Annotated in this window: 26 protein-coding genes; 12 read left to right on the top strand and 14 right to left on the bottom strand. The window is 56.7% G+C overall.

Annotated features, from left to right (window positions below):
- Positions 1-2 precede the first annotated feature (2 nt).
- Genes AACZ64_RS00610 through gatC form a run of 4 tightly spaced genes read right to left on the bottom strand, consistent with a single transcriptional unit; the run spans position 3 to position 3,547 of the window.
- Entirely contained in the window at positions 3-299 is a 297-nt protein-coding gene (locus AACZ64_RS00610; protein ID WP_293613936.1) for a PA4642 family protein, read from the bottom strand.
- Between the two features lie 27 nt (positions 300-326).
- On the bottom strand, positions 327-1,790 hold the full coding sequence (gene gatB / locus AACZ64_RS00615) for an Asp-tRNA(Asn)/Glu-tRNA(Gln) amidotransferase subunit GatB (protein WP_339639577.1): 1,464 nt from the start codon (positions 1,788-1,790) through the stop codon (positions 327-329).
- The gene (gatA, locus tag AACZ64_RS00620) at positions 1,790-3,244 is read right to left on the bottom strand and encodes an Asp-tRNA(Asn)/Glu-tRNA(Gln) amidotransferase subunit GatA (RefSeq protein ID WP_339639578.1); all 1,455 of its coding nucleotides are present in this window, start codon (positions 3,242-3,244) and stop codon (positions 1,790-1,792) included. The genes gatB and gatA overlap by 1 nt, the downstream gene beginning before the upstream one ends.
- A gap of 15 nt (positions 3,245-3,259) precedes the next feature.
- Positions 3,260-3,547: an Asp-tRNA(Asn)/Glu-tRNA(Gln) amidotransferase subunit GatC gene (gatC, locus tag AACZ64_RS00625; RefSeq protein WP_036858504.1), complete on the bottom strand. Its 288-nt coding sequence runs from the start codon at positions 3,545-3,547 to the stop codon at positions 3,260-3,262.
- A 242-nt stretch (positions 3,548-3,789) separates the two neighbouring features.
- Between gatC and AACZ64_RS00630 the strand changes: the two genes are divergently transcribed.
- The 9 genes from AACZ64_RS00630 to AACZ64_RS00670 all read left to right on the top strand — a co-directional run bounded on the left by AACZ64_RS00630 (position 3,790) and on the right by AACZ64_RS00670 (position 14,432).
- Positions 3,790-4,824 carry a rod shape-determining protein gene (locus tag AACZ64_RS00630; protein WP_036858503.1) on the top strand — a complete coding sequence of 345 codons (1,035 nt, stop codon included), beginning with the start codon at positions 3,790-3,792 and terminating at the stop codon, positions 4,822-4,824.
- A gap of 64 nt (positions 4,825-4,888) precedes the next feature.
- Positions 4,889-5,734 (top strand): rod shape-determining protein MreC, encoded by an 846-nt coding sequence (mreC, locus tag AACZ64_RS00635; protein ID WP_081890787.1) that lies wholly within the window; start codon positions 4,889-4,891, stop codon positions 5,732-5,734.
- A complete protein-coding gene (gene mreD / locus AACZ64_RS00640; protein ID WP_051921098.1) occupies positions 5,721-6,230 on the top strand; it encodes a rod shape-determining protein MreD in 510 nt (169 codons plus the stop codon). The genes mreC and mreD overlap by 14 nt, the downstream gene beginning before the upstream one ends.
- A 43-nt stretch (positions 6,231-6,273) precedes the next feature.
- A complete protein-coding gene (locus AACZ64_RS00645) occupies positions 6,274-6,867 on the top strand; it encodes a Maf family protein (protein WP_036858501.1) in 594 nt (197 codons plus the stop codon).
- Positions 6,864-8,327 (top strand): ribonuclease G, encoded by a 1,464-nt coding sequence (rng, locus tag AACZ64_RS00650; RefSeq protein WP_293613932.1) that lies wholly within the window; start codon positions 6,864-6,866, stop codon positions 8,325-8,327. Before AACZ64_RS00645 ends, rng begins: the two co-directional genes overlap by 4 nt.
- Positions 8,328-8,527: 200 nt before the next feature.
- Positions 8,528-12,397 carry a YhdP family protein gene (locus AACZ64_RS00655; protein WP_339639580.1) on the top strand — a complete coding sequence of 1,290 codons (3,870 nt, stop codon included), beginning with the start codon at positions 8,528-8,530 and terminating at the stop codon, positions 12,395-12,397.
- A complete protein-coding gene (locus AACZ64_RS00660; protein ID WP_293613930.1) occupies positions 12,394-13,224 on the top strand; it encodes a carbon-nitrogen hydrolase family protein in 831 nt (276 codons plus the stop codon). Before AACZ64_RS00655 ends, AACZ64_RS00660 begins: the two co-directional genes overlap by 4 nt.
- A 17-nt stretch (positions 13,225-13,241) precedes the next feature.
- Complete coding sequence (msrB, locus tag AACZ64_RS00665; RefSeq protein ID WP_293613929.1) at positions 13,242-13,751, top strand: peptide-methionine (R)-S-oxide reductase MsrB; 510 nt, start codon at positions 13,242-13,244, stop codon at positions 13,749-13,751.
- 36 nt (positions 13,752-13,787) lie between these two features.
- A complete protein-coding gene (locus AACZ64_RS00670; RefSeq protein WP_293613928.1) occupies positions 13,788-14,432 on the top strand; it encodes a hypothetical protein in 645 nt (214 codons plus the stop codon).
- 78 nt (positions 14,433-14,510) lie between these two features.
- Here AACZ64_RS00670 and rlmH read toward each other — a convergent pair whose 3' ends face one another.
- Genes rlmH through AACZ64_RS00690 form a run of 4 tightly spaced genes read right to left on the bottom strand, consistent with a single transcriptional unit; the run spans position 14,511 to position 17,273 of the window.
- Positions 14,511-14,978, bottom strand: coding sequence for a 23S rRNA (pseudouridine(1915)-N(3))-methyltransferase RlmH (gene rlmH / locus AACZ64_RS00675; protein WP_293613927.1), 468 nt, complete (start codon positions 14,976-14,978; stop codon positions 14,511-14,513).
- 6 nt (positions 14,979-14,984) lie between these two features.
- Positions 14,985-15,335, bottom strand: coding sequence for a ribosome silencing factor (gene rsfS / locus AACZ64_RS00680; RefSeq protein WP_293613926.1), 351 nt, complete (start codon positions 15,333-15,335; stop codon positions 14,985-14,987).
- Positions 15,336-15,350: 15 nt separating this feature from the next.
- Positions 15,351-16,004, bottom strand: coding sequence for a nicotinate-nucleotide adenylyltransferase (gene nadD, locus AACZ64_RS00685; protein ID WP_293613925.1), 654 nt, complete (start codon positions 16,002-16,004; stop codon positions 15,351-15,353).
- 15 nt (positions 16,005-16,019) lie between these two features.
- Positions 16,020-17,273, bottom strand: coding sequence for a glutamate-5-semialdehyde dehydrogenase (locus AACZ64_RS00690; RefSeq protein WP_293613924.1), 1,254 nt, complete (start codon positions 17,271-17,273; stop codon positions 16,020-16,022).
- Positions 17,274-17,418: 145 nt separating this feature from the next.
- On the opposite strand from AACZ64_RS00690, the gene AACZ64_RS00695 reads away from it, so the two are divergent.
- Positions 17,419-18,264, top strand: a complete 846-nt coding sequence (locus AACZ64_RS00695; protein ID WP_293613923.1) for an NAD-dependent protein deacetylase — start codon at positions 17,419-17,421, stop codon at positions 18,262-18,264.
- 8 nt (positions 18,265-18,272) lie between these two features.
- Here the strand turns inward: AACZ64_RS00695 and AACZ64_RS00700 are convergent, their stop codons facing one another.
- On the bottom strand, positions 18,273-18,863 hold the full coding sequence (locus AACZ64_RS00700; RefSeq protein WP_293613922.1) for an LON peptidase substrate-binding domain-containing protein: 591 nt from the start codon (positions 18,861-18,863) through the stop codon (positions 18,273-18,275).
- 74 nt (positions 18,864-18,937) lie between these two features.
- The gene (locus AACZ64_RS00705) at positions 18,938-19,465 is read right to left on the bottom strand and encodes a DUF4124 domain-containing protein (protein ID WP_293613921.1); all 528 of its coding nucleotides are present in this window, start codon (positions 19,463-19,465) and stop codon (positions 18,938-18,940) included.
- A 112-nt stretch (positions 19,466-19,577) separates the two neighbouring features.
- Between AACZ64_RS00705 and AACZ64_RS00710 the strand changes: the two genes are divergently transcribed.
- Together AACZ64_RS00710 and AACZ64_RS00715 are read left to right on the top strand one after the other, a co-directional pair.
- On the top strand, positions 19,578-20,129 hold the full coding sequence (locus AACZ64_RS00710) for a phosphatase PAP2 family protein (RefSeq protein ID WP_293613920.1): 552 nt from the start codon (positions 19,578-19,580) through the stop codon (positions 20,127-20,129).
- Positions 20,126-21,196 (top strand): MJ1255/VC2487 family glycosyltransferase, encoded by a 1,071-nt coding sequence (locus AACZ64_RS00715; protein WP_293613919.1) that lies wholly within the window; start codon positions 20,126-20,128, stop codon positions 21,194-21,196. Before AACZ64_RS00710 ends, AACZ64_RS00715 begins: the two co-directional genes overlap by 4 nt.
- A gap of 11 nt (positions 21,197-21,207) precedes the next feature.
- On the opposite strand, the gene AACZ64_RS00720 is transcribed toward AACZ64_RS00715, so the two are convergent.
- The 4 genes from AACZ64_RS00720 to AACZ64_RS00735 form a co-directional block, all read right to left on the bottom strand.
- Positions 21,208-22,461, bottom strand: coding sequence for a Y-family DNA polymerase (locus AACZ64_RS00720; RefSeq protein WP_293613918.1), 1,254 nt, complete (start codon positions 22,459-22,461; stop codon positions 21,208-21,210).
- Positions 22,449-22,874, bottom strand: coding sequence for a translesion error-prone DNA polymerase V autoproteolytic subunit (gene umuD, locus AACZ64_RS00725; protein ID WP_293613917.1), 426 nt, complete (start codon positions 22,872-22,874; stop codon positions 22,449-22,451). Before umuD ends, AACZ64_RS00720 begins: the two co-directional genes overlap by 13 nt.
- A 78-nt stretch (positions 22,875-22,952) precedes the next feature.
- Positions 22,953-23,786, bottom strand: a complete 834-nt coding sequence (gene fghA, locus AACZ64_RS00730; RefSeq protein WP_293613916.1) for an S-formylglutathione hydrolase — start codon at positions 23,784-23,786, stop codon at positions 22,953-22,955.
- Between the two features lie 12 nt (positions 23,787-23,798).
- Complete coding sequence (locus AACZ64_RS00735; protein ID WP_293613915.1) at positions 23,799-24,905, bottom strand: S-(hydroxymethyl)glutathione dehydrogenase/class III alcohol dehydrogenase; 1,107 nt, start codon at positions 24,903-24,905, stop codon at positions 23,799-23,801.
- Positions 24,906-25,002 lie beyond the last annotated feature (97 nt).

Below are 25,002 nucleotides of genomic sequence, written 5' to 3' on the forward strand. Positions count from 1 at the left end.
GGTTACCTGGCACCGTTGGCTTTTAGCACATCGGCATAGTCTTCGCCGAGGCGATGTTGACTGACCAGTTCTAACAGGGTTTTGCCGTCGAAGTTGGTGGCATTGAGGTTGCGGCCATCCTCGAGGAAGAATTTGATAAAGGTTTCGAAGTTTTCGATGTTCATGCCCCGGTAGGCTTTTTCCAACACATGAAAGTCGGCATCAACACCTTCTGGTGGCTCGAAGTCGAGAAAGGTTTTTATCCGCTCGTCGTCGAAAAATTCGCCGAGTACTTTGCGCTTGTCTTTTTTCAGTGCCATAAAAAGGTTCTGTATATTGGTTGATCGTTAGAGAAGGGCGTTGAGTTTTTCCAGCAACACATCATTGACCTGCTGCGGGTTGGCCTGACCTTTGGACGCTTTCATGATCTGGCCGACGAAGTAGCCGAGCATTTTGGGTCGCTTGGCGTCGTCGGCGTTGCGGTAGTTATCCACTTGCTGGGGGCTGCTGGCGATGACGTCGTCTACCAGTGCTTCAATGGCACTGCTGTCGGAGACCTGTTTCAGGCCACGAGCTTCGATGATGCTGTCGGCGTCGCCCTCGCCATTCCACATGGCGTCGAACACCTGTTTGGCCATTTTGCTGGAGATGGTGCCGTCTTTGAGGCGCGCAATCATGCCCGCCAGTTGGTCGGCGCTGACCGGGCTGTCCTGAATGGCCCTGTCCTCGGCGTTGAGCCGTGCGGACAGTTCACCCATGATCCAGTTGGCAGCCAGTTTTGCATCGCTACCAGCGGCAGCGGTCTGAAAGAATTGCGCGATGGCGGCATCCCCGCTGAGGCTGTTGGCATCGTAGCGGGACAGACCGTACTGCTCGATAAAGCGGTCGCGGCGGGCATCCGGCAGTTCCGGCAGGGACTGACGAATCTGCTCGATATAGTCGTCTTCGAACACAATGGGTAACAGGTCCGGGCAGGGGAAGTAGCGGTAGTCGTTGGCTTCTTCCTTGCTGCGCATGGCGCGAGCCTGTTTGGTGTCGCCATTGTAGAGCCGGGTTTCCTGAATGACTTTGCCGCCGTCCTCGATCAGGTCGATTTGGCGCTCTACTTCCATGGCGATGGCATCTTCCATGAACTTGAAGGAGTTGAGGTTCTTGGTTTCGGTGCGGGTGCCGAAGGTGTCGCTGCCCTTGGGGCGTACGGATATATTGACGTCGAAACGCATGGAGCCCTGTGACATGTTGCCGTCGCAGATACCCAGCGAGGTGACGATGCTGTGCAGCTTGCGGGCAAAGGCCACCGCTTCTTCGGCGTTACGCATATCCGGTTCGGAGACGATCTCGATCAGCGGTGTGCCGGCGCGGTTGAGGTCGATGCCGGTCATGCCGTGCCCGTGTATCTCAAAAGAGCCTTCATGCAGGGATTTTCCTGCGTCTTCTTCCAAATGGGCGTGGTGAATGCGGATGGATTTCTTGCTGCCGTCCGCCAGTTCGATGTCCACGTGGCCACGACCGACGATGGGCTTTTCCAGCTGGGTGGTCTGATAGGCCTTGGGCAGATCCGGGTAGAAATAGTTTTTGCGCTCGAACATCGAGGTGCGGGCGATGTCGGCATCGATGGCCAGACCGAACATGATGGCATCGCGAAATGCCTGTTCATTGGGCACCGGCAAGGTGCCGGGCATGGCGAGGTCGATGGCGCAGGCCTGGGTGTTGGGCTCGGCGCCAAAGGCGGTGCTGGCGCCGGAAAAGATTTTCGATTGGGTGGCCAGTTGCACGTGGACTTCGAGGCCGATGACGGTTTCCCATTGCATTATTCAAGGCCCTCCGGTGTGCGCTGGTGCCAGTCGGTGGCCCGCTGGAACTGGTGGGCTGCGTTCAACATCAGGCCCTCGTCAAAATAGTTGCCGATAATCTGCAAGCCCACCGGCCTGTTGTCCACAAAACCACAGGGTAGGGACATGCCGGGCAGGCCCGCCAGATTGGTGGCAATGGTGAAAACATCTTCCAGGTACATGGCTACCGGGTCGTCCCCCTTGGCGCCAAACGCAAAAGCGGGCGAGGGCGAAGTAGGCCCCATAATCACATCCACCATCGCAAAGGCATCGACAAAATCCTGTTTGATCAGGCGGCGCACCTGCTGGGCCTTGCGGTAGTAGGCATCGTAATAACCCGCCGACAGGCAGTAGGCGCCCACCAGAATGCGGCGTTTCACCTCGTCGCCAAAGCCTTCGCCGCGAGTGCGCATGTAGAGGTCGCGCAAATCCTTCGGGTCCTCGCAGCGATAGCCGTAGCGCACCCCGTCGAAGCGGGACAGATTGGCGGAGGCCTCTGCCGGTGCAATCACATAATAAGCGGGCACCGCCAGGTGAGAATGGGGCAGACTGATATCCACCAGCGTGGCACCCTGTTTCTCGTATTCGGTCAGCGCTTCGCGCACCGCCTGTTCGGTGCCGGGGTTAAGGCCCTCGCCGAAATACTCCTTCGGTATGCCGATTTTCAGGCCGCTCAGTGGCTGATTGAGGTCGACGGTGTAATCCGGCACCTCCCGGTCAATCGAGGTGGAGTCCTTCGGGTCAAAACTGGCCATGGCATTAAGCATCAGTGCGCAGTCCTCGGCGGAGCGGGCCATCGGACCTGCCTGATCGAGACTGGAGGCAAAAGCAATCATGCCCCAGCGGGATATACGACCATAGGTGGGCTTTAGTCCGGTGACGCCGCACAGTGCTGCGGGCTGGCGAATCGAACCACCGGTATCGGTGGCAGTGGCGCCGGGGGTCAGACGGGCAGCCAGTGCCGCAGCGGAGCCACCGGAGGAGCCGCCGGGTACGCAGTTGATGTCCCAGGGGTTTTTGACCGGGCCGTAATAGCTGGTTTCGTTGGAGGAGCCCATCGCGAACTCGTCCATATTGGTCTTGCCCAGAATTACCGCGCCGGCCTGAGCAAAATTCTCAACCACGGTGGCATTGTAGGGCGGCACAAAGTTGTCGAGCATTTTCGAGCCGCAACTGGTGCGCACGCCGTTGGTGCAGAAGATGTCCTTGTGCGCAATCGGCACGCCGCAGAACAGCGGTACGCTGCCACTGGCGCGCTGTCGATCGGCGGCTTCGGCACTGGCCAGCGCGGCCTCGGCAGTCACGGTAATAAAGCTGTTGTATTGTGGATCCAGTTGCCGGATGCGGTTCAGCAGGTGGCCGGTGATTTCCACACTGGAGAAGGCGCCGCTGTTCAGGCCGGCAATGATCTCTGCGAGGGTTTTGTTATGCATGGCTTGCGAGCGTCCTCAGTCGATGACTTTGGGAACCAGGTAAAGGCCCCCTTCGACGGCGGGGGCGATGGCCTGAAATGCCTCGCGCTGGTTGGTTTCGGTGACCACGTCAGGCCGCAGGCGCTGAATCGCGTCGGTGGGGTGGGCCATCGGGGTGACGCCCTCGGTATTGGCAGCCTGCAATTGGTCTACCAGTGCCAGCACGTCCGCGATACTGCGGGTGGTTTCAGTGATGGTGGCATCATTCAGTTCGATGCGCGCCAATTCTGCGAGCTTTTCGATGTCTGCACGTTCGATAGTCATGGTATGATTCTGCGCTGTTAACAGAGACGGTCAGTGCCTGATTTTGGTCTGACAAAATGAGGGGCGTAAGTTACCACATCCGCAACCGCAGGGGTACTCTGAAGGAGTGCTCGGATAGTGATTTTGTACGGGGATCAAGGACTTAAATCTTGCCCTGTGTTGTCGCGATTGGTAGAGTTGCCAGATTTCAGCGCCATCGGTCACCCTGTACCGGACTAAAATGGCCAACAAGGTAAAAATAGATGTTAAAAAGATTGCGCGGTATTTTTTCAAATGATCTGTCGATCGATCTGGGCACCGCAAATACACTGATTTATGTTCGCGAAAAAGGCATTGTTCTGAACGAGCCTTCCGTTGTAGCTATCCGTCATCACCAGGGTCAGAAAATTGTCGAGGCTGTGGGTGTCGAAGCGAAGCGCATGCTGGGTCGTACGCCGGGCAATATTACCGCTATCCGACCGATGAAGGACGGGGTTATCGCCGATTTTCAGGTCACTGAAAAAATGCTCCAGCATTTTATCAAGAAAGTACATTCCCACAGTCTGATTCCACCGAGCCCCCGGGTGTTGATCTGTGTGCCCTGCATGGCCACCGAGGTGGAGAAGCGCGCCATTCGCGAGTCTGCCTACAGTGCCGGCGCACGGGAGGTATTCTTGATTGAGGAGCCGATGGCCGCTGCGATCGGTGCTGGTATGCCGGTGGATGAGGCCTGCGGTTCCATGGTGGTGGATATCGGTGGTGGTACCACTGAAATTGCCATTCTGTCCCTGAACGGTGTGGTGTTCTCGGATTCGATCCGCATTGGTGGTGACAGATTTGATGAATCAATCAGCAATTATGTGCGTCGCAAGTATGGCAGCGTGATTGGTGACACCACGGCTGAGCGTATCAAGATGGAAATTGGCAGTGCCTACCCGGCCAGTGAGGTTCGTGAGATTGATGTGCGCGGCCGGAATCTGGCGGAAGGTGTGCCAAAACAGTTTCAGCTCAACAGCGACGAAATTCTTGAAGCCCTGCAGGAGCCGCTGGCAGCCATTGTCCAGGCTGTTAAACGGGTGCTGGAACAATCACCTCCAGAGCTTGCCTCGGATATTGCCGAAACCGGTATCGTACTGACGGGCGGTGGTGCGTTGCTCTGTGATCTGGACCGGTTGATCATCCACGAAACCGGTCTGCCGGTAATTGTTGCTGAAGATCCTTTGACCTGCGTGGCCCGCGGTGGCGGCAAGGCGCTGGACATGATGGACAAGCGCAGTATGGATGTGATGTCATCCTGACAGGGTACTTACTGGTTCTGACCCCAGATCATCAATAACAATACGGGGTGTTGCTATCAAGAATCTGTTTTCCAAAAGCTCGTCACCTGTACAGCGTTTACTGTTACTGGTAGCCCTTGGGCTGATTCTCCTGTTTGTCGACAGTTTTACCCCATGGCTCAAGCCCGCACAACGGTGGCTGGCAGAAGTCACCGTGCCCCTTTACTGGGTGTCGAACATCCCTGCCCGCCTGAGTGAGTACGGGCAGGAAACGGTGGTGGCGAGGCGGGAGCTGGAAGAAAACAATGAACAGCTGCGCACCGAGCTGCTGATCTACAAGGCCCGCATGCAGCGGATGGCGGAAGTCACCGCAGAAAATGTGCGGCTGCGCAACCTGCTGAACGCTACCGAGATGCTGCAGGACAGTGTCATGGTAACCGAGTTGGTCGGGGTTACACCCGACCCGACCCGCCACACTATTATGATCGACCGTGGCGAAGATCACGATGTCTACGTGGGTCAGCCCGTGCTCGACGCCGATGGCCTGATGGGGCAGGTGATTGAGGTTTACCGCAGCAGTAGCAAGGTGTTGCTGATTACCGATAGTGCCCATGCACTGCCCGTGCAGGTGTTGCGCAACGGTGTGCGCTCGATTGTCGAGGGCATGGGTGATTACAACAAACTGTCTCTTCGCTATGTGGCCAATAGTACAGATATAGAGGAAGGCGATCAGTTGGTCAGTTCCGGGTTGGGAGGACGTTTTCCGTCTGGCTACCCGGTGGGCACTGTCACTTCGGTAAGGGTGTTGCCGGGCCAGGCTTATCTGGAGGTGACCTTGACGCCCTCGGCAAAAATCGATCGCAGCCGGCATCTGCTGTTGGTGTTTTCCGCTATTGAGACACTGGGAGAGGATCGGGATGGTACAAGATAGTCCATCAGTTTATGTCTGGAGTGCGTTGACCATACTGATTGCGATTCTGCTGCAGATGCTGCCTCTCTCCGCTGCTGCCGCCCAATGGCGGCCCCAGTTTGTTCTGCTGACAGTCTGTTACTGGTTGTTTCGTCGTCCGCTCTTGCACGGGATCGGTTTTGCCTGGCTGTGCGGACTGGCGCTCGATTTTGTCATTGGTGATCTGATTGGCCGACATGCACTGGTGTTTGCCATTTGCGCGTGTATTCTGCTGTTGTTGCAGCAACGTATGCGACATTTCAGGCTGGTGCATCAGGCCATACTGGTATTGTTATTGGTAGCTTTGAGCCAATGTCTGGTTTATGTGCTGACCCTGATACTCCGCTTCGACTGGCAGGGCACAGTGCGGCTTGCCCCGGCAGTATCTTCCATGTTGTTCTGGCCAGTGCTTGTGATCGTGTTAAGCCGTCTGCACTGGACCCGCTGGGGCGAAGAGGAGATTTCTCCCGGCCCCTGACTCTGTTGCCCCCGGGTAATCTGTTGCGACTGGCGATTTGACTATGCAATTACAGGCTGATTTTGTACTTGCCTCCGCTTCTCCCCGGCGGGCCGACCTGTTGCGCCAGATCGGCTGCCGGTTTCTCATCGCGCCGGTCGACGTGGATGAATCCGTTCTCCCCGGCGAGCCTGCCGTTGATTATGTACAGCGGATTGCGCTGCAAAAAGCGCGAGCGGGCTGGCTTGTCAGCCCATTATCCGGTGTGCCCGTATTGGGTGCCGATACGGCGGTGGTCGTTGGGCCGGACATCTATGGTAAACCTGCAGACCGGCAGCAGGCCTTATCCATGCTGCGCCGCCTGTCGGGTACCACACATCGGGTATTGTCTGCGGTCGCCATGGTGTTGGGGGAACGGCAATTGTTGAGTTGCACGGAAACACAGGTCACTTTCAGAACGCTGTCACCAGAAGAGTGTGAGCGATACTGGCAGACGGGTGAACCGGTAGATAAGGCCGGCGCTTACGCCATACAGGGACTTGGCGGGGTTTTCGTGACAGCAATTAAGGGCAGTTACTCAAGTGTTGTGGGTTTGCCGCTTGCAGAGACCTGTCAGTTGCTCCAGGCCTTCGATATCGCCTGGTGGAGGGATACATGAGCACGGAAATTCTGGTCAATATCACGCCGATGGAGTCACGGGTAGCGTTCGTGGAAAATGGCGTACTGCAGGAAGTCAGCATTGAGCGCACCCTGAGCCGTGGGCCTGTTGGCAATATCTATAAAGGCAAGGTGGTGCGTGTGCTTCCCGGTATGCAGGCGGCTTTTGTCGATATCGGGCTCGACAAGGCCGGGTTTATACATGTGGACGATATTCTTCGCCCGGAAACAAATGCCAGTAGTAACAGTGCCCCGGATATCCGCCTCTACCTTCGCGAGGGCCAGTCACTGCTGGTGCAGGTCATTAAAAATCCGATCAGCACCAAGGGGGCCCGTCTCTCTACCCGTTTGACTGTCTCTTCAAGGTTGCTCGTCTACATGCCCAACGTGGATCACGTGGGTGTTTCGCAGCGCATTGCCGATGAGCAGGAGCGGCAGCGTTTGCGCTCTGACCTCGACACCATACTGGTGGAATCCGATAGCACCGGTGGCTATATTATTCGCACCTCGGCAGAGGGGGTTGAGGGTTCCGAGCTGAGTCGCGAAGTGGTGTTTTTGCAGCAGCTCTGGGTCTCTGTGGAAAAAGCCGCCAAAGGGGTTGTCGCACCTGCGATTGTTTATGAGGATCTGCCCTTGTACCTTCGGGCCATCAGGGACATGGGGCAATTACAGGTCGAGAAGGTCCGGGTGGACTCCCGCGAGGTGTTCAACAAGCTGCTGGTGTTTACCCGGCAGTTCAATCCCGATTTGACCTCGATGATCGAGTACTATAAGGACGAACGGCCACTGTTTTATCTGTTTGGTGTCGAAGATGAAATCAGTCGTGCGCTGGACAAAAAAGTCTCGCTGAAATCCGGGGGGTCGTTGGTGATTGAACAGACCGAGGCAATGACTACCGTGGATGTTAATACGGGTGCCTTTGTCGGTCATCGCAATTTGGAGGAAACCATTTTCAAGACCAACCTGGAGGCAGCTTACAGTATTGCGCGTCAACTGCGGCTGAGAAACCTGGGCGGTATTATCATTATCGACTTTATTGATATGCAGGATGCAGAACATCGCCGTCAGGTGATGCGGGCATTGGAGAAGGCGCTGTCCCGTGATCGTGCCAAAACTGCTGTGGTCACCGTGTCTGAACTTGGTTTGGTGGAAATGACTCGCAAACGGATCAGTACCAGTCTGGGGCATACGCTCTGTGTGGCCTGCCCGGTCTGCGATGGCAGGGGGACACTGAAGTCGGTGGAGACGGTCTGCTATGATCTGCTGCGGGAAATTCTCCGTGAGGCCCGCACGTTTGAGTGTCAGTCATTTCTGGTACTGGCGGCGTCAGTGGTGATAGAGCGGCTTCTGGATGAAGAGTCGGATTATGTAGCTGGTCTCGAGAAATATATTGGTCGATCGATCCAGTTTCAGGTGGAGACAATGTACAACCAGGAACAGTATGACATCATCCCCGTATAGTCGGTTGTACAGGGTAGGTCAGCTGGCATCCCGGATTTTTATTTATTGATCGCTCGCGTATTATGGCTGCCGGAGTCCCGTCGCCAATCGTCGAGTGTGCGGTGAATACGGCACATCACACGGCCTGCAGTGCGCCGTCGTTAGTCCAGCGGGCTGAGCTTGTACAGTGATTGAATGAGCGTCCTTGTCAGGAGCGGGTTTTGAAAGCAGCGCAAATGCTGAAATCGATTGTCAGACGGTTGCTGTTACTGGCGGCCCTGTCGGTGATCTTAATTGCATTGCTGGTATCCCTCGGTCGCGAGGCCATTGTTAACCTCGATAATTACCGCACACAAATCAACTTTTTTCTCTCTGAACAACTCGCCATGCAGGTTGAAACCCGGCAGTTGCTGGGTGACTGGCAACAGCTGAAGCCCCGTATCACCGCGCTCGGCCTGAAAGTGTCCGGGGATGGCGGACAACAACCGGCAGTATCTATCGACCGGATAACCCTGGAGGTCAGCCTTCTCAAGACACTTTTGGCCCGCCAGCTGGTGTTAAGTGAGCTTTGGATTGGTGAAGTGGCATTGACGCTGGTAGAGGATGCCGACGGCCACTGGCGGGTTGCGGGTCTGCCCTATGAAGATCGCCAGAGGACGGATAGCACCGGACTGCTGGATATGCTCTTGGACAGTGACATGTCTGGCATTGGCAAGGTGTCAGCCAACCTGAAGTTTTACTCCGGAACCGAGGCCGGGATCGAAGCACGGGATATTCTTCTGGAGAGTAGCGGCGACTTCCACCGCCTGTTGGCCGGATTGAGTTTGGCGGGGCATGACCCGGTGGCGGAGTTGATTGTGGAGGCCCGGGGCGACCACCGGGACATAGCGGATTTTAGTGCGTCGGCCTACCTGAAAATCAACCGTATCGACTTCAGTGGTTCCCTGAGCGCCCTAGCAAAGGGGTGGTTCCCGGAAGCGGTAGATCGTGTCGGTGATATCAGTACAGATATCGAGGGCGAGATATGGATCGACATGCAGGATGGTGGCCCGGCTATGCTGGAGGGTCGTCTTTCCGCCGCGGAAATACCCTTGAACTGGGTGGAAGATGTCGAGCCACTGACTCGTTTCAGTACAGATTTGACAGGCTGGTTCAAGCCCGGCGAAAACTGGGGGTTGCGTCTGCAGGAGCTCGATTTTCAGTGGGGTGAGCTCGCGATTGAGCCACTGACCATCAATTACCTGCAAAAGGTAGGTGCTGGTTGGGGCGAGGGATCAATGGCGGTGAGTCAGATCAATTTATCTCTGGTGGATGACATACTGGCAAAAACCGGTCTGGCATCAACTTCTGTGCTTGAGGTGCTAGGTAAGTTGCAACCTGCCGGGTTACTTCGAAATGCACATCTGGATCTGTTGATTGACGATGATCAGGCAAAGATGAAGTTGCGTACCAATCTTGACGACGTCGCCATTTCGTCCTGGCGGGGCGCGCCGGCCACCCGTCAGATCAATGGATATCTGGAGGCGACCAATGACAGCGGCCTGCTTGAACTGGATAGCCAGAACGGTTTTGCCATGCACTACCCGCAGGTCTTTGATGATTACATGGAGCACAGTAGTTTCCGGGGCCAGTTGCACTGGCGCTGGGATGCGGTGAACCGGGATCTGAAAATTGCCAGTGGCACACTGGAAATGGGGGGTGAAGAGGGCATCGGCAGGGCGCACCTGTACCTTGATATCCCCATCGGCAAGCCGGGTGAAAAAGCGGAAATGACACTGTTGCTCGGCATTCGGGACAGCCACACCCGCTATATGCCGCGCTATCTACCGGACAATCTTGATCCCGGCCTGCTGAAGTGGATTGATGAATCCGTCGGGGACATGGCTCTCCCGGAGGCCGGGTTTCTCTGGCGAGGCCCACTGGAGAATGGTGGGCCAGGCACACGTTCCATCCAGCTGTACCTGAAGACTGAAAACGGCAAGCTGCAGTTCCAGCCCGACTGGTTGCCGCTGGAGCAGTTGGATTCGGTGATCACTCTGGATGACGGCGATCTGGATGCGGAGATTCTGTCAGCTGATATCGGCAAAATGACCATCCGGCGCGGTGTCGTGCAGTTGCGACCAATACCATTCGCCCAGGGGCAGCAACTGCAGATCAAGGCCGATATCAGCGGGACAACCGGCGATGCCGTAGCAGTGCTGGCCCAGTCGCCGTTGCGGGGTCGGGTGGATGGTCTGGCCGGTTGGGAAATTTCCGGTCAGAGTGAGGTGGCAATTGACCTGACGATTCCTCTCGCCGGCAACAACGCCGAGGGATCCTATACCGTTGATGCTACCTTGCAGAACAGTGGTCTGGCACTGCCGGACAGCGACATTGCTTTTGAGCAATTGCAGGGCACGCTCGCTTATCGCGATGGCAAGGGGTTATATGGCGAAGGAGTGACGGGTAAATTCTGGGGTGAATCGGTGGTTGCGAATCTCTCTACCGGTGAAGATGACCTTCTTCTGGATGTAGAGGGGCTGCTCGCCATGCCGGCCCTGGCCCGGTTTATCAATCTGTCATCGACGCGGATTTTACAGGGGAAGACACCAGTTGAGGCGAAAATCTGGCTGCCCCTTGAGGACGACGGAAGTTCCATCAGGTTGCAGGTCAACAGTCGGTTGGAAGGCGTCGGGATCGATTTGCCGGCCCCTGCCGGTAAAACTCAGGCCTCTTTGAAAGAGATTCAGGTGGATGTCACGCTGGCAAGGGAACTGGATATTCGCATTGCCGCCGATGGTGGGCTCCGCGCCCATCTGCAACAAAAGAATGGCGTGCTGTCGCGCGGCCTGTTGGCCATTCACGACGATGAGGCAGAGTTGCCCGGCCTTGGCCAATTCCGTATTACCGGTAAGCTGGACCGTTTTTCCCTGACCGAATGGCAGCCCTATTTCACCGAGCTCACCAGTGAAAACGTCAGTGCCCCAACAGCGTTGACGATGATGTTTGATGCGCGTGTTGACGAATTGGAGGTGGCCGGTCTGACGGTGGATCGTGCGGTGGGAAGTGGCCGGTTTCACGAGGGCGATTGGCAGGTGGTGCTGGATAGTAAACAGGCCGCCGGTCAGGCGCTGATTCCCGGTGCCCCCTCGTCACCGATTCTGCTGGATCTGGAATGGCTGACCTTACCGGCCCCGGCCCCTGTGCACGAACAGGAAGCGGTTGGGGGTGGAGACGGCAGTCTGGATCCGGCGCTGTTCCCGTTGATGCAACTATCCATCAAAAAATTTGCCATGGGGGAGCGAACCTTCGGGCGGGTCAGCTTCAGGACGGAGCCGCAGCCAGATGGTGTATTGATTTCCTCGCTTGATGCCAATCTGCTCGGACTGCAACTGGGGGGCATGGATTACGATACCTCGGTACTCTGGACATTGAAGAATGGCATCTACGCTACACAGTTTGATGGTCTGTTCAGTGTGGGTGATGTGGGTCAGGTCATGGAAAACTGGGGTATCCCCCCGGCACTGGACAGTGAGGCCGGTCGCTTCTTTGCCGATTTGCACTGGCTCGGCCAACCTTGGGAGATATCCCCCTCCACGATGACTGGCGCCATGTCGCTGCAACTGGAGAACGGTCGTTTTTATAAATCGCCCTCTGGCACGGCGAATGCGTTAATCCGCTTGGTGGGGTTATTCAACTTCAACAACTGGTTGCGTCGTCTCCAATTGGATTTTTCGGATCTGTTTGAAAAAGGCATGAGTTTTGATGAGCTGCAGGGTGGTCTGGTCTTTAATGAGGGCACCATGCAGTTTGATCCGCCGCTGCTGGTCAAAATGCCCTCCGGTCGGATCAAGATGGCCGGTAGCGCCGATCTGATTGCCGAGCAAATTGATGCGTCGCTGGTCACCACATTACCGGTGGGCACCAACCTGCCCTGGGTGGCGGCATTGATTGGTGGATTGCCCGCCGCCGCCGGGGTTTATATCACCAGTAAGTTGTTTGAAAAGCAGGTGGACAAGCTGTCCAGTATCAGCTATCGAATTACTGGGCCGTGGGATGACCCCTCGGTCAAGGTACAAAAAATATTCAGTGACAAAGGGGGCGAAAAATGAGTCGTGTTGCCGCCATTCAGATGACCAATCAGGGCAGTTTACAGGGGAATTTGCAGCAGGCCGCGACCCTGATAGAGCAGGCTGCCCAACAGGGGGCAAAGCTGTTGGTGCTACCGGAATATTTCGCTTATCAGGGGTGTCGGGATCTGCCGGCGATTGCCCGCGATGAGCAGGATGCCAGTGGCCCGGCCAGACAGTTTCTTGCGGAACAGGCAAAACGCCACCAGGTCTGGATTGTGGGCGGAACCATTCCGGTTGCCCAGTCAGCAGACGAGCGTGCGGCGGCCATGTGTTTTGTGTTGGATGCACATGGCAGTGAAGTGACGAGTTATCAGAAGATCCATCTGTTCGATGTGCAGGTGGGCGATAGCCAGGGACGTTACTGCGAGTCTGACGACTACCGTCATGGCAGTGAGCCAGTGGTGGTGGACAGTCCCTTCGGCAAACTGGGATTAACGGTCTGCTACGATCTCCGTTTTCCGGAACTGTACCGTTATCTGTCGGCCCGGGGAGCGGATATTCTTTTGGTTCCCTCGGCGTTCACAGCGGCGACGGGAGAGGCGCACTGGCAGTTACTATTGCGCGCCAGGGCGGTGGAGAATCTCTGTTATGTGGTCGGTGCCAATCTGGGGGATCGGTTTCATGAGAAGCGGCCGACCTGGGGTGGTTCCGCTCTGGTGGACCCCTGGGGGCAGGTCTTGGCGGAACTGGATGCAGGGCCGGGGGTGGTTACGGCAGATATAGATCTGGCTTATCTGAACAAGTTGCGAAAAAACATGCCGCTTCATGAACACCGGCGCTTCGATGTGGTCAAAACGTCATCCTAAAAACCACAGGCTGTATCATGAAAAATATCGGTTTAAGCGCACTGATGGCATTTTTGATTGCTCTCCCCCTGGCGGTTTCCGCCGCGGAAATGAGTGTTGAGCAAGCCCGTCAGTTGATTCAAGAGGGGCGAGATATGGACACCATCCCCAAGGCAGTCTGGCAAAAAATACTGACGCCAGCGCAGTACAAAATCCTCTGGAAGAAAGGTACCGAGCGCCCCTATACCGGTGCTTTACTGGAGAACAAACAAAAGGGTACCTATGTGACGGCGGGTTGTCGCATCCCTGTTTTCCGCTCCGATCACAAGTACGATTCCCAGACCGGTTGGCCCAGTTTTTGGAAATCACACAAGCTGGACAATATTGTGCTCGAGGATGACTGGTCATGGATGGGCAAGCGCGTTGAAGTGCTGTCTGCCTGTGGCGAACACCTTGGACATGTGTTTCAGGATGGCCCGAAACCCACCGGGTTGCGCTATTGCATCAACTCCGATGCGCTCCTGTTTATCCCCGACGAGCAACAGTAACCCCGCGTCGCGGAACGGACTTGCAGGTTTATTGCCATGTCGATACTGGTCACGGGTTTCGATGCCGGTCACGATAAAGTCAATGCCTCAGCAGCACTGGTGTCCTCTCTGCGGGATGATCTGCCTCAGCAATTGCTACCCCTTCGCCCGCGGCTTCATTTTGCCATTCTGCCCCTGAGTATCGCTGGTCTGCGCGAGGCCGTGTTGGCGGAAATAGCCGCCTGTCAGCCGAAGTTCTGTGTCTTCACTGGTCAGGCACGGGGCCGCAATAAAGTTAATCTGGAACGATTGGCCACCAATTTGAGGGATTTTGATTCCCCGGATATTGAGGGCTGTCAGCCGCGTGGGGAAAGGATTGAAATCGATGGCCCGGCAGCTTACTGGAGTACCCTGCCGGGACAGGAAGCGATGATAGAACGCCTCAATCGACAGGGAATTCCGGCGGCGCTATCGAACCATGCGGGCAACCATCTGTGTAATCAGTTGCTCTACCAGACGCTGCACTGGGCACAGCAAAATGGCTCCGGCCTTGCCTGTGGCTTTGTTCACATTCCGCCACTGCCGATACAGGTTCGACGTCAGTGGCCGGAAACCCCGTTCATGCCACTGGAGATGACACGCGCAGCCCTGGCGCAGATTCTGCTGGTGCTGGTTCAGCAGGCCGGGGCATCGCCTTCGTGAACCAATCTGCCTGACAGAAAACCCGGTTGCACGTGACCGGTTCTGCAGGGTGCCGGCGGAGTCAGTCAGCGATGCTGATTAACGGTGGTAGGGATGCCCGGCATTGATGCTCCAGGCGCGGTAGAGCTGTTCCGCCAGTAACACACGCACCAGGGGGTGGGGCAGCGTCAGGGGGGAAAGTGACCAGCGGCTATCTGCTCTTGCCAGACACGTTGGTGCCAGGCCGTCGGGGCCACCGACCAGCAGGCTGACGTTGTCGCCGGAACCCTGCCAGTGTTGCAAGTTGACAGCCAGATCCCCTGTACTCCAGGACTTGCCCTGAACCTCCAGTGCGATGACCTGGTCCCGCTCGCCAATAGCTTTCAGCATCGCTTCGCCTTCCCGCAGGATTGCGCGCTGAATGTCGGCCCCCTTGCCCCGCTTGCCAAGGGGCAACTCGAGCACCTCGATTCGCAGTTCCGGGGGCAGGCGCTTGAGGTATTCATTGCAGCCGGATTCCACCCAGTCGGGCATCTTTGTGCCGATGGCAAGGATCCTCAGTCGCATCGGACTTTATTCCTCGCCGCTGACTCTTGGGCTACCGGGGCGAACGGACCAGAGTTTTTCCAGCTCGTAAAAAAGACGAGTCTCGGGGAGCATGACATGTACCACGATATCACCAAAATCCACCAGCACCCATTCTGAGGTGTCCATTCCTTCGACACCGATCGGCTGGAAGCCCGCTTTTTTTGCGTCTTCCACGACGTTGTCTGCAAGTGCTTTGACCTGCCGGTTGGAGGTGCCGCTGGCGACCACAATCTGGTCCATGACATCGGTCAGATCGCTGACGTCCATAGTAACGATGTCTTTGCCCTTGATATCTTCGAGGGCGGTGACCACGATATCGATCAATTTTTTGCTCATTGAATACCCTGTTGGTTAATACAGCTGGTTTTGGTTAATGTAATCAATAATGCCGTCTGGTACCAGATAGCGGATGGATTCCCCCCGCTGCAGTGCCTGTCGAATCCCGGTGGCGGAAATGGGTAGCAGCGTCATTTCCCGAATCAACAGGCCGCCGGCCGCCGTCGTCTGCAGTTCGCCTGTTTGGTGGATGCGGTGTCCATTGACAAAATCCCACACTTCACCCGAGTCAGGCAGATGCCAGCCGGGCCTGGCGGCCACCACCAGATGGGCAAAGTCAGTCAGTTCCCGCCAGCGGTGCCACTGATTGATGGTCAGCAGTGCATCCATGCCGATACACAGACACAGCGGTACTTCCGGTCCGATTTCAAGGCGCAGCTCGATCAGGCTGTCCACGGTATAGGAGGGGCCATCCCGACGCAGTTCGCGGTCGTCGGCCACCAGGCCCGGTTCGTCGACGAGGCCCAGTTGCAGCATAGCCATTCTCTGCTGCGGTGAAGCCCGAGGTGGTGTGCGATGGGGTGGCTGGGCACTTGGCATTAGCCTCATCTCGGCAAGTGCCAGGGCATTTTTCAGTTCCAGTGCGGTGCGGAGATGACCGATATGTACCGGGTCAAAGGTGCCGCCAAACAGACCAATACCGTGCCGTTGTGCAGAAGGTTGGGGCATATCCCGGCAGTACTCCTATTGGCGAATTTCGCCGTGGCCGAACACGACCCATTTCTGTGAGGTGAGTCCTTCGAGGCCCACCGGGCCGCGTGCATGAATTTTGTCTGTGGAAATGCCGATTTCCGCACCCAGCCCGTATTCAAAGCCGTCGGCAAAGCGTGTGGAGGCATTGACCATGACAGAGCTGGAATCCACTTCTGCCAGGAAACGGCTGCTGCGGCTGTCATCGGTCGTCACGATGGACTCGGTGTGATGGGAGCCATAGCGGGCGATATGTGTCATTGCCTCATCCATGTCTGCGACCACCTTGATGGACAAAATGGGTGCAAGATACTCCGTATGCCAATCCTCTTCAGTGGCAGGCGGGCAGTCGATAATGGCACAGGTCTGCTCGCAGCCGCGCAGCTCCACGCCCTTGGCCCGATAGGCCTCTGCCAGTCTGGGAAGAATCTCGCTGGCCACTGCCTTTGCCACCAGCAAAGTTTCCATGGCGTTGCAGACGCCGTAGCGGTGGGTTTTGGCATTCATGGCAATATTGAACGCCATCTCCAGATCGGCTTTATCGTCGATATAGACATGGCAAATGCCATCGAGATGCTTGATTACAGGCACCCGTGCTTCGCAGCTGATCCGTTCAATCAGGCTCTTGCCACCGCGGGGGATAATCACGTCCACAGAGTCGGTCATGGTGATCAGTTCGCCCACTGCGGCCCGGTCGGTGATCTCAATTACTTGCACGATCGTTTCGGGAAGTCCGGTGCTGGCGAGTCCCTTCCGGATACAGTCGGCAATGGCCCGATTGGATTCAATGGCCTCACTGCCGCCACGGAGAATAGTGGCATTGCCAGACTTCAGGCAGAGGCTGGCGGCATCCACCGTGACATTGGGACGGGACTCATAAATGATGCCTACGACGCCGAGGGGGACGCGCATTCTGGCCACTTCAATACCGCTCGGGCGGGTTTCTCTGTCGCTGATAACCCCGATAGGGTCGGGCAATTCGGCGACCTGACGAAGGCCCTCGATCATGGCGTCCACACGGGCATCATTCAGCTCGAGCCGATCAAGTAGTGCGGCATCCAGACCATTGTCGCGGCCGTTTTGCATGTCGAACGCATTGGCCTTCAGGACGTTGGCCCGATTGTTGTCAAGCGCTTCGGCAATGGCCAGTAGAGCAGCATTTTTTGTCTCGGTGGAGGCGGCGGCAATGGCCCGGGATGCGATCCTGGCCTGCTGCCCAAGTTGTTGCATGTATGCTTTGAGATCCATGTCATTCAGTGCGGTGATTTCAGGACCGCGTATTATATCGTTGCAGGACTGATAAGTCCTGGTGATCCAGTGAAAATTTTTTATTCGACAGGCGCAATAGACGACGATTGGCGACAATCGTAAAACCGGGGCACAATCAGTCACCATGATGGGCAATGAACCTCTGCAGCTGTTGGCTGATTTTGTACACCGTTACCCGGACTTGCTGGTATTGAGTGGTGCCGGTATCAGTGCCTCATCCGGCGTACCGACTTACCGGAACAATGAGGGGCAATGGCAGCGCAGGCCACCGGTACAGCATGGGGATTTCCTCAATAACCACGGCACCCGACAACGCTTCTGGGCCCGCAATATGGTGGGCTGGCGCTTTATGCGTGATGCCAGCCCCAGTCCTTCGCACTTTGCCCTGGCTGCGCTGGAGGCGCTGGGTATGATTCGTTCAGTGGTGACCCAGAATGTGGATGGGTTACATCAGCGGGCAGGAAGTCGTCGCGTGATAGACCTTCATGGTCGGATTGACCGCGTGCGTTGCCTGGGCTGTGATGCGTTATTTCATCGGGAAGACATTCAGCGTTGGCTGGAGCAGCACAACCGTCCTTTTGCACAACAGGTGGGGGAGGTTGGGCCGGATGGTGACGCGGAGCTGGACGAGCTGGATTATTCAGCGCTACAGGTGTGCGAATGCCAATTTTGCGGGGGTACTCTCAAGCCGGATGCGGTGTTTTTTGGCGGTACGGTGCCGCAGCAGGTGGTTGCCGAGGCGGCTGCAGAACTTCAGCGTGCCGAGGCCCTGTTGGTGGTGGGTTCCTCCCTGATGGTTTATTCCGGGTTCCGTTTTTGTCGCTGGGCCGCGGCGCAGGGCAAACCGATTGCGGTGATCAATCAGGGCAAAACCCGTGCGGATGGGCTGGTGGCCCTGAAGCTGTCCTTGCCCTGTGACGAATTATTGCCAGCCCTTGTCAGCCACTTGTGGTCCGGTGTGGCTGGTTAGTTGGGCGGTTAGCTCTGGCTCATTGTGATTAGCCAGTTGCGAATCTGTTGCAGGCGTTCCCCCGGATCATTCAGCTCCAGCAGACTGATTCGCAGCTCCGGTTCTATGGGCAACAGGCGGGCCAGTTGCCAGCCCAGTGCATTGGCATCCTGGGGGGCGACAGACGTTTCTTGCTGGGCGATCGGGTCACCTTCCGCCAGCGCCATCAGCAGATCGAGCAGATCCGCCGTTGAATCGTCCAGTTCAAGTGGCTCGTCCGGGGGGCAGAACCGGACCATGCCGGTGACCAGCCCATCCTGCTCCGCCTCGCTATTGAGTAACTGAAACCGTTGATTGCCGCGGATCATGATACCCAGCAGGCCGTTTTCAAGTTGGCTCCAATCGATAATCTCGGCAATGACTCCCCAAGGATAGACTCTGGGCACTGCGCCCACTTCTGACCCCTCCAGTATGGGTACGATCCCGAAGGGCTGCTCTTTTTTAAAACACTCGGTGATCATCCGCAGATAGCGCTGCTCAAAAATCTGCAGATTGAGCGTCGTGCCCGGAAAAAGCGGCTGCGTCAGCGGAAAAAGTGGCAGTCTGGTGGTTTCTGTCATGGTTTGCTAAGTTCCGACAAGTGGCGATGATCCTGAGTGAGTTCCGGTGCGATCAGAACCGGGCCGGGATTTTCTCATTGATGTGGGGAGGGTGTCAGCAGTTTTGATTTCGGCACCAGTAGGCTGTCGTTATTGTAACGCTCACCACTGCGATAGCGTGGGGGATACCGCTGGGGTTTTTGCCAGAAAGGACGGTAGGGGTGGCGATTGTAATAGGGGTAATAATTGTTGTAGTAGTGCTCTTCCCGGTAGATCACCGGTGGTGTGCTCAATTGTTCGGGTATCATGGCCTCTTCAGCCTCTCTGCGGGCCTGGGTTCTTTTTTCCCGGTCCTGTTGCAGGCGTTCCGTGGTATTGGCCATCTGTTCGATACGGGCGTCCGCTTCATCTTGAACACCGTCTTTTCCGGCAGTGTCCGGCAGGGTCATGGTCTCCACCAGCACGGCATTTTCCAGCGGCGCATCGCTGTAAACCACGTTGCCGTTGATATCGACGGATTTGTAGACAGTCTGCCCCTGTGTCTGCACAGCAACCATAACCAGTGCAATCAGTGCCGCCTGTCTGATGCCTGTAATCCCCATATCAACCCTCAAATCGTCCACTACGTTTACTTTGACACTTTACCAGCTGCAAAGTTGTGACAGGCAATCTGTTTCACAGGATGGTCATATTTCGTTCATGTGGTTGTCACACGGGCTGCCTAATGTGTGATTTATGACAACACCAAAAGCGCTACAAACACTCCACTTGCTCGATGTTGCCACCTTTTTGCGTATTGTGCAGTGGAATACCCGCAAGGGCATTCGAAGGTTTGCCCGTCTGGTCTCTTGCAGTGCTGATGGCTGGCTCTATCCTGCAGTCCCCGCACTGGCGGCACTGTTCTCGATCCCCCTGGCGGTACAGTTACTGATTGTGCTGACAGTCGGCTTTACCATTGAACGGGTCAGCTATTACGTGCTGAAAAACAGCTTCAGGCGCAACCGGCCGCCACGGGCTATTCCCGGTTACCAAAGCGTGATTACGGCATCGGATGAATTCAGTTTCCCCTCCGGGCATACCTCGGGTGCATTTCTGGTCGCCACCGCACTGACAATACTTCTGCCACCTGTTGGCATCGCGGGCTACCTTTATGGCTGGGCGGCGTTAGTGGCCCTGTCCCGAGTGATACTGGGCGTTCATTTTCCGCTGGATACGCTGGCCGGCGCTCTGCTTGGTGGCAGCCTTGCCTGGGTTGCCCTGCAATTAACAGGCAGTTTGTTGTTATGAGAATTTTCTACGGTGTGCAGGGCACGGGTAATGGGCATCTTTCCCGCGCCCGGGCGATGGCCAGAGCGCTTGATCATTATCCGGATGTCCAGGTGGACTGGTTGTTTTCCGGCAGGCCGCGGGATGCGTACTTTGATATGGCGCCGTTTGACGATTTCCAGTGTCGCCGCGGACTGACCTTTCATACCTGTGCCGGGCAACTGCAACCGCTGAAGACTTTGCAGCATGCCAGTCTGCTGACGTTACACCGGGACATCAGGGCGCTGGATCTGACAGGCTACGATCTGGTGATCAGTGACTACGAGCCAGTCACTGCCAGAGCAGCGCGTCGCCAGGGTATTCCCTGTGTTGGTATTGGTCACCAATATGCGTTCTCTTTTCCGGTTCCTCTGCGTGGCGGAAACCTGCTGAGTCGTACGATCCTGCAACGGTTTGCGCCAGTCACCATTCCGGTGGGCCTGCACTGGCACCATTTTGATCAGCCGATATTGCCGCCGATTGTAGATCTTGTGCACGGCCTTGCCTCCCGGGGAGATACGGAAAGGCGTGTGCTGGTTTATCTGCCGTTTGAAGATCAGGATGCACTTTTGCCGCTGTTTCGCCAGTTTCCCCGCTATGAGTTTTACATTTACGCCCCGGGTCAACGTTGGCGTGACGATGGTCATTTGCATACTCGTCCGCTGAGTCGGGACGGTTTTCAGCAGGATCTGATCGACAGCCATTGGGTAATCTGTAATGCGGGATTTGAATTGATCAGTGAAGCCCTGCAGCTTGGCAAACGGATTATGGCCAAGCCGCTCCGTGGACAGATAGAACAACTGGCCAATGCTGCTGCCCTGGAGCAGCTCGGTTACGCTGCCATTGAGGACCGCATTGACCGCGCCGCTCTGGCGTTCTGGTTTGATTGCGAGCCGGTGGCACCCCGCATCGGTTACCCCGATGTCGCCACAGCGCTGGCGCGTTGGATTTATGATGGCTGTACCGAGACGGTGGCCTCCCTCAGTGACCAGTTGTGGCGCGAAACGGACCGGGGTCGCGGTTCCTGGAAAATGGGCCGGGTCGCCTGAGGTCAGTGGCGTCAGGTTCGGATAACGGGCAGATCATGCCAGCGGGTCGTGTAGGCCGGTGAGCAGTACTGCTGGCGCATCGGCCAGCCCTGACCCCGCCCTGCGCTGGCGAGAAAAGCGGCACCCCGGCCATAGCGCCGGTTGATGGCATCCAGCGTCTGCATCAGCGTATCTGTGTGGGAACTTTGATGATTCTGGAAGATATCGGCCTGTTGATGTTTGCGTGATATCAGTTCAATCAGGCCGACCCCGGCTTTGATATAGGCATACCCCGGCCGGTAGATGGCCCGCACTGCCTGTCTGGCATGAGCGGCGATCAGCCGGCTGTCGTCGGTGTCAAAGGGCAGCTGTACCACGGTGCTATTGCTGTAGTAGTCAGGCCGGTGGGGCGATGTATGGATGAACACCTGGATGGTCCGGACCAGATGCCGCTGCTTGCGCAATTTTTCCGCCGCGTTGCTGGCATAGAGACTGACCGCCTTCAGCAGAGGTTCCATCGCGGTGGGTTTCCTACCGAAAGACCGCGTGCAGTAAATCTGCTTTTTGTCGGCTGGCACCTCTTCGAGCGCCATGCAGGAAGTGCCGTTTAGCTCCTCCACGGTGCGCTCGACACAGACATTGAAGCGCTGACGGATCATTTTCGGATTGCTGTTGGCCAGTTCCCCGGCGCTGTGAATACCCATTCCGGCCAGCTTCTGACCGAGTCGTGAGCCGATACCCCATACTTTGGTAGCCGGTACCTGGCGTAGTAACCACTGCCATTTTCCAGGTCTGTCCAGCAGACAGACACCGTCATACCCCGGGATATTTTTTGCGCCATAGTTGGCCAGTTTCGCCAGTGTCTTGCTGGGTGCCAGGCCGACACTGACCGGCATGCGCACCTGTTGCCAGATAGCCCGTTTGATGGTCAGGCCGTACGGTTGCAATGGCAGATCCATGCCTGCCAGGTCCAGAAACATTTCATCAATGCTGTAAATTTCTATGTTCGGGCTGAAGTGGCGCAGGCTGTCCATCACCCGGCGGGATATATCGCCATAGAGCCGGAAGTTACCGGAAAATACATGGACCCTGTGCCGCTCCAGCAACGGCCGGATTTTGAAATAGGCTTGCAGGTCGGGAATGCCGAGCGCCTTGGCCTCCTTTGAGCGGGCAATCACACAGCCGTCGTTATTGCTCAAGACTACCACTGGCTTGTTGCGCAGGTCCGGTCGAAAAATCTGCTCACAACTGGCGTAGCAGCTGTTGCAGTCAACTAGCGCAAACATCGGTGATGGCGCACGGAGTGGACGACGACACCCTCAATAATCAATTCAGCATTGTCATGCAGCTCGATCGGGGGGTAGCGAAGATTGCCGGCGCGCAGTAACCGCTCGTTGAGATCCAGTACCTTGCAGGTTAATTCGCCGTCGATGGCGGCGATCACCACATCGCCATGTTGGGGTTGCAGGGCGCGATCTACCACCAGCAGGTCGCCACTGAAAATACCGAAGCCGGTCATTGAATCGCCTTCTGCACGGGCAAAGAATGTGGCAGCCGGATGTTTTACCAGATAGTCGTGAATATCCAGTGGCCTCTCGACAAAATCGTCTGCGGGGCTTGGAAAGCCCGCTCTTACCGTTGCGCCAAACAGGGGTATGCGGCGGTCAGTGGCGGTCGGCATCAAAAGGGATGTTTTCATCACGCCAAAATACTGTATAAATAAACAGTATTCAATGAAATTGTAGGCTGCCGGTGGAAAATCTTTATTTCTGTGAGGTTAGAGGTGTCGGGCGTGAAAACGGAGGTGATCGCCGATAAAGGAGCTGATAAAGAAATAGCTGTGGTCGTAACCCGGTCGATAGCGAATATCCAGCGGGTACCCCGCCTGTTGCGCCGCCTCGGCCAACAGATGGGGTTTCAGTTGTGAGTCGAGAAAGTCATCTGCTTTTCCCTGGTCGACCAGCATGGGCAGGTGGTGGGGTGCCTGCCTGATCAGTTCGCAGCTGTCGTACTGTCGCCAGCTGTCCCGGTCATCCCCCAGGTAAGTGCCGAGGGCCTTTTCGCCCCAGGGGCAGCGCATGGGGGAGCAGACCGGTGCAAATGCCGATACCGAGCGATAGCGGTCAGGGTTTTTCAGGGCGATGGTCAGCGCACCATGGCCACCCATGGAGTGGCCGGATATGGCGATTTTTTCATAGTCCACTGGGAAGTGGTCATTGATAAGACGAGGCAGCTCATCCACGACATAATCGTACATACGGTAGTGCCTGTCCCAGGGCCGCCGGGTGGCATTGAGATAAAATCCAGCGCCCAGACCAAAATCATAGGCGCCTGCCGGATCATCGGGCACCCCTTCACCTCGGGGGCTGGTGTCCGGCGCTATCAGCGCGATACCGTATTCTGCCGCATAGCGTTGTGCACCGGCCTTGATGACAAAATTTTCATCCGTGCAGGTCAGGCCGGACAGCCAGTACAGTGCCGGTACAGCCCGCTGGTCCGCCTGGGGTGGCAGATAGATGGAGAACGTCATGTCGCAGTCGAGCGAATCGGCCCGGTGCCGGAAGCGGAGCTGTTGGCCATCAAAACAGCGATGGGCGTCGATTTGTTCCATGGTCGGAGCGTCCTAGTAGCGTATCACCGAGCGAATGCTCTCGCCGGCGTGCATCAGGTCGAAAGCCCGGTTGATGTCGTCCAGCGGCATGGTATGGGTGATCAGCGAGTCGATGTCAATTTTGCCATCCATGTACCAGTCGACAATTTTGGGTACATCGGTGCGTCCCCGTGCGCCGCCGAAAGCAGTACCGCGCCAGGAGCGCCCGGTGACCAACTGAAACGGGCGCGTGGCAATTTCCTTGCCGGCGCCGGCGACCCCGACGATACAGCTCTCTCCCCAGCCTTTGTGACAGCACTCGAGAGCCTGGCGCATGACGTTGACATTGCCAATGCACTCGAAGCTGTAATCCACCCCGCCGCCGGTTATTTCCACCAGATGCCCAACCACATCATCCACTTCTGACGGGTTGACGAAATCGGTCATGCCGAACTGTTTTGCCAGCGCAGCCTTGGCCGGATTCAGGTCGATGCCGATGATCCGGGTAGCGCCAACCATTCTGGCACCCTGAATGACATTGAGGCCGATACCGCCGAGACCAAACACGGCGACGGTGGAGCCCGGTTCCACTTTCATGGTGAAGGCCACCGCGCCGATGCCGGTGGTCACACCGCAGCCGATGTAGCAGATCTTTTCGAAGGGCGCGTCCTCGCGGACCTTCGCCAGAGCGATTTCCGGCAGCACGGTAAAGTTGGCAAAGGTGGAGCAACCCATGTAGTGAAGCAGGGGTTGCCCGTCGAGAGAAAACCGGCTGGTGCCGTCGGGCATCAACCCCTGACCCTGGGTGCTTCGGATAGCCTGACAGAGATTGGTTTTGGGATTGAGGCAGAAATCGCATTCCCGGCATTCCGGGGTGTAGAGGGGAATCACGTGATCCCCGGGCTTGAGGTTTTTAACCCCGGCACCCACTTCCACTACAACTCCGGCGCCCTCGTGGCCCAGGATAGTCGGGAAAGCGCCTTCCGGGTCGTCGCCGGAGAGGGTGAAGGCATCGGTGTGACAAACGCCGGTGGCCTTGATCTCCACCAGGACTTCCCCGGCTCTCGGTCCCTGCAGGTCAACTTCAACCACTTCGAGGGGTTTGCCTGCGCCAAAAGCGACCGCTGCACGTGTTTTCATCCGTTAGGTTCTCCGTCTTCAGAAGTTCGCTCACGACTATAATCAGTTGCCTGCGGGGTAGCAAACGGGGCATGAGGGCAAATTGCCAAATGGGATT

Origin of the sequence: uncultured Porticoccus sp., from assembly GCF_963975625.1 — a bacterium.
GTDB lineage: Bacteria > Pseudomonadota > Gammaproteobacteria > Pseudomonadales > Porticoccaceae > Porticoccus.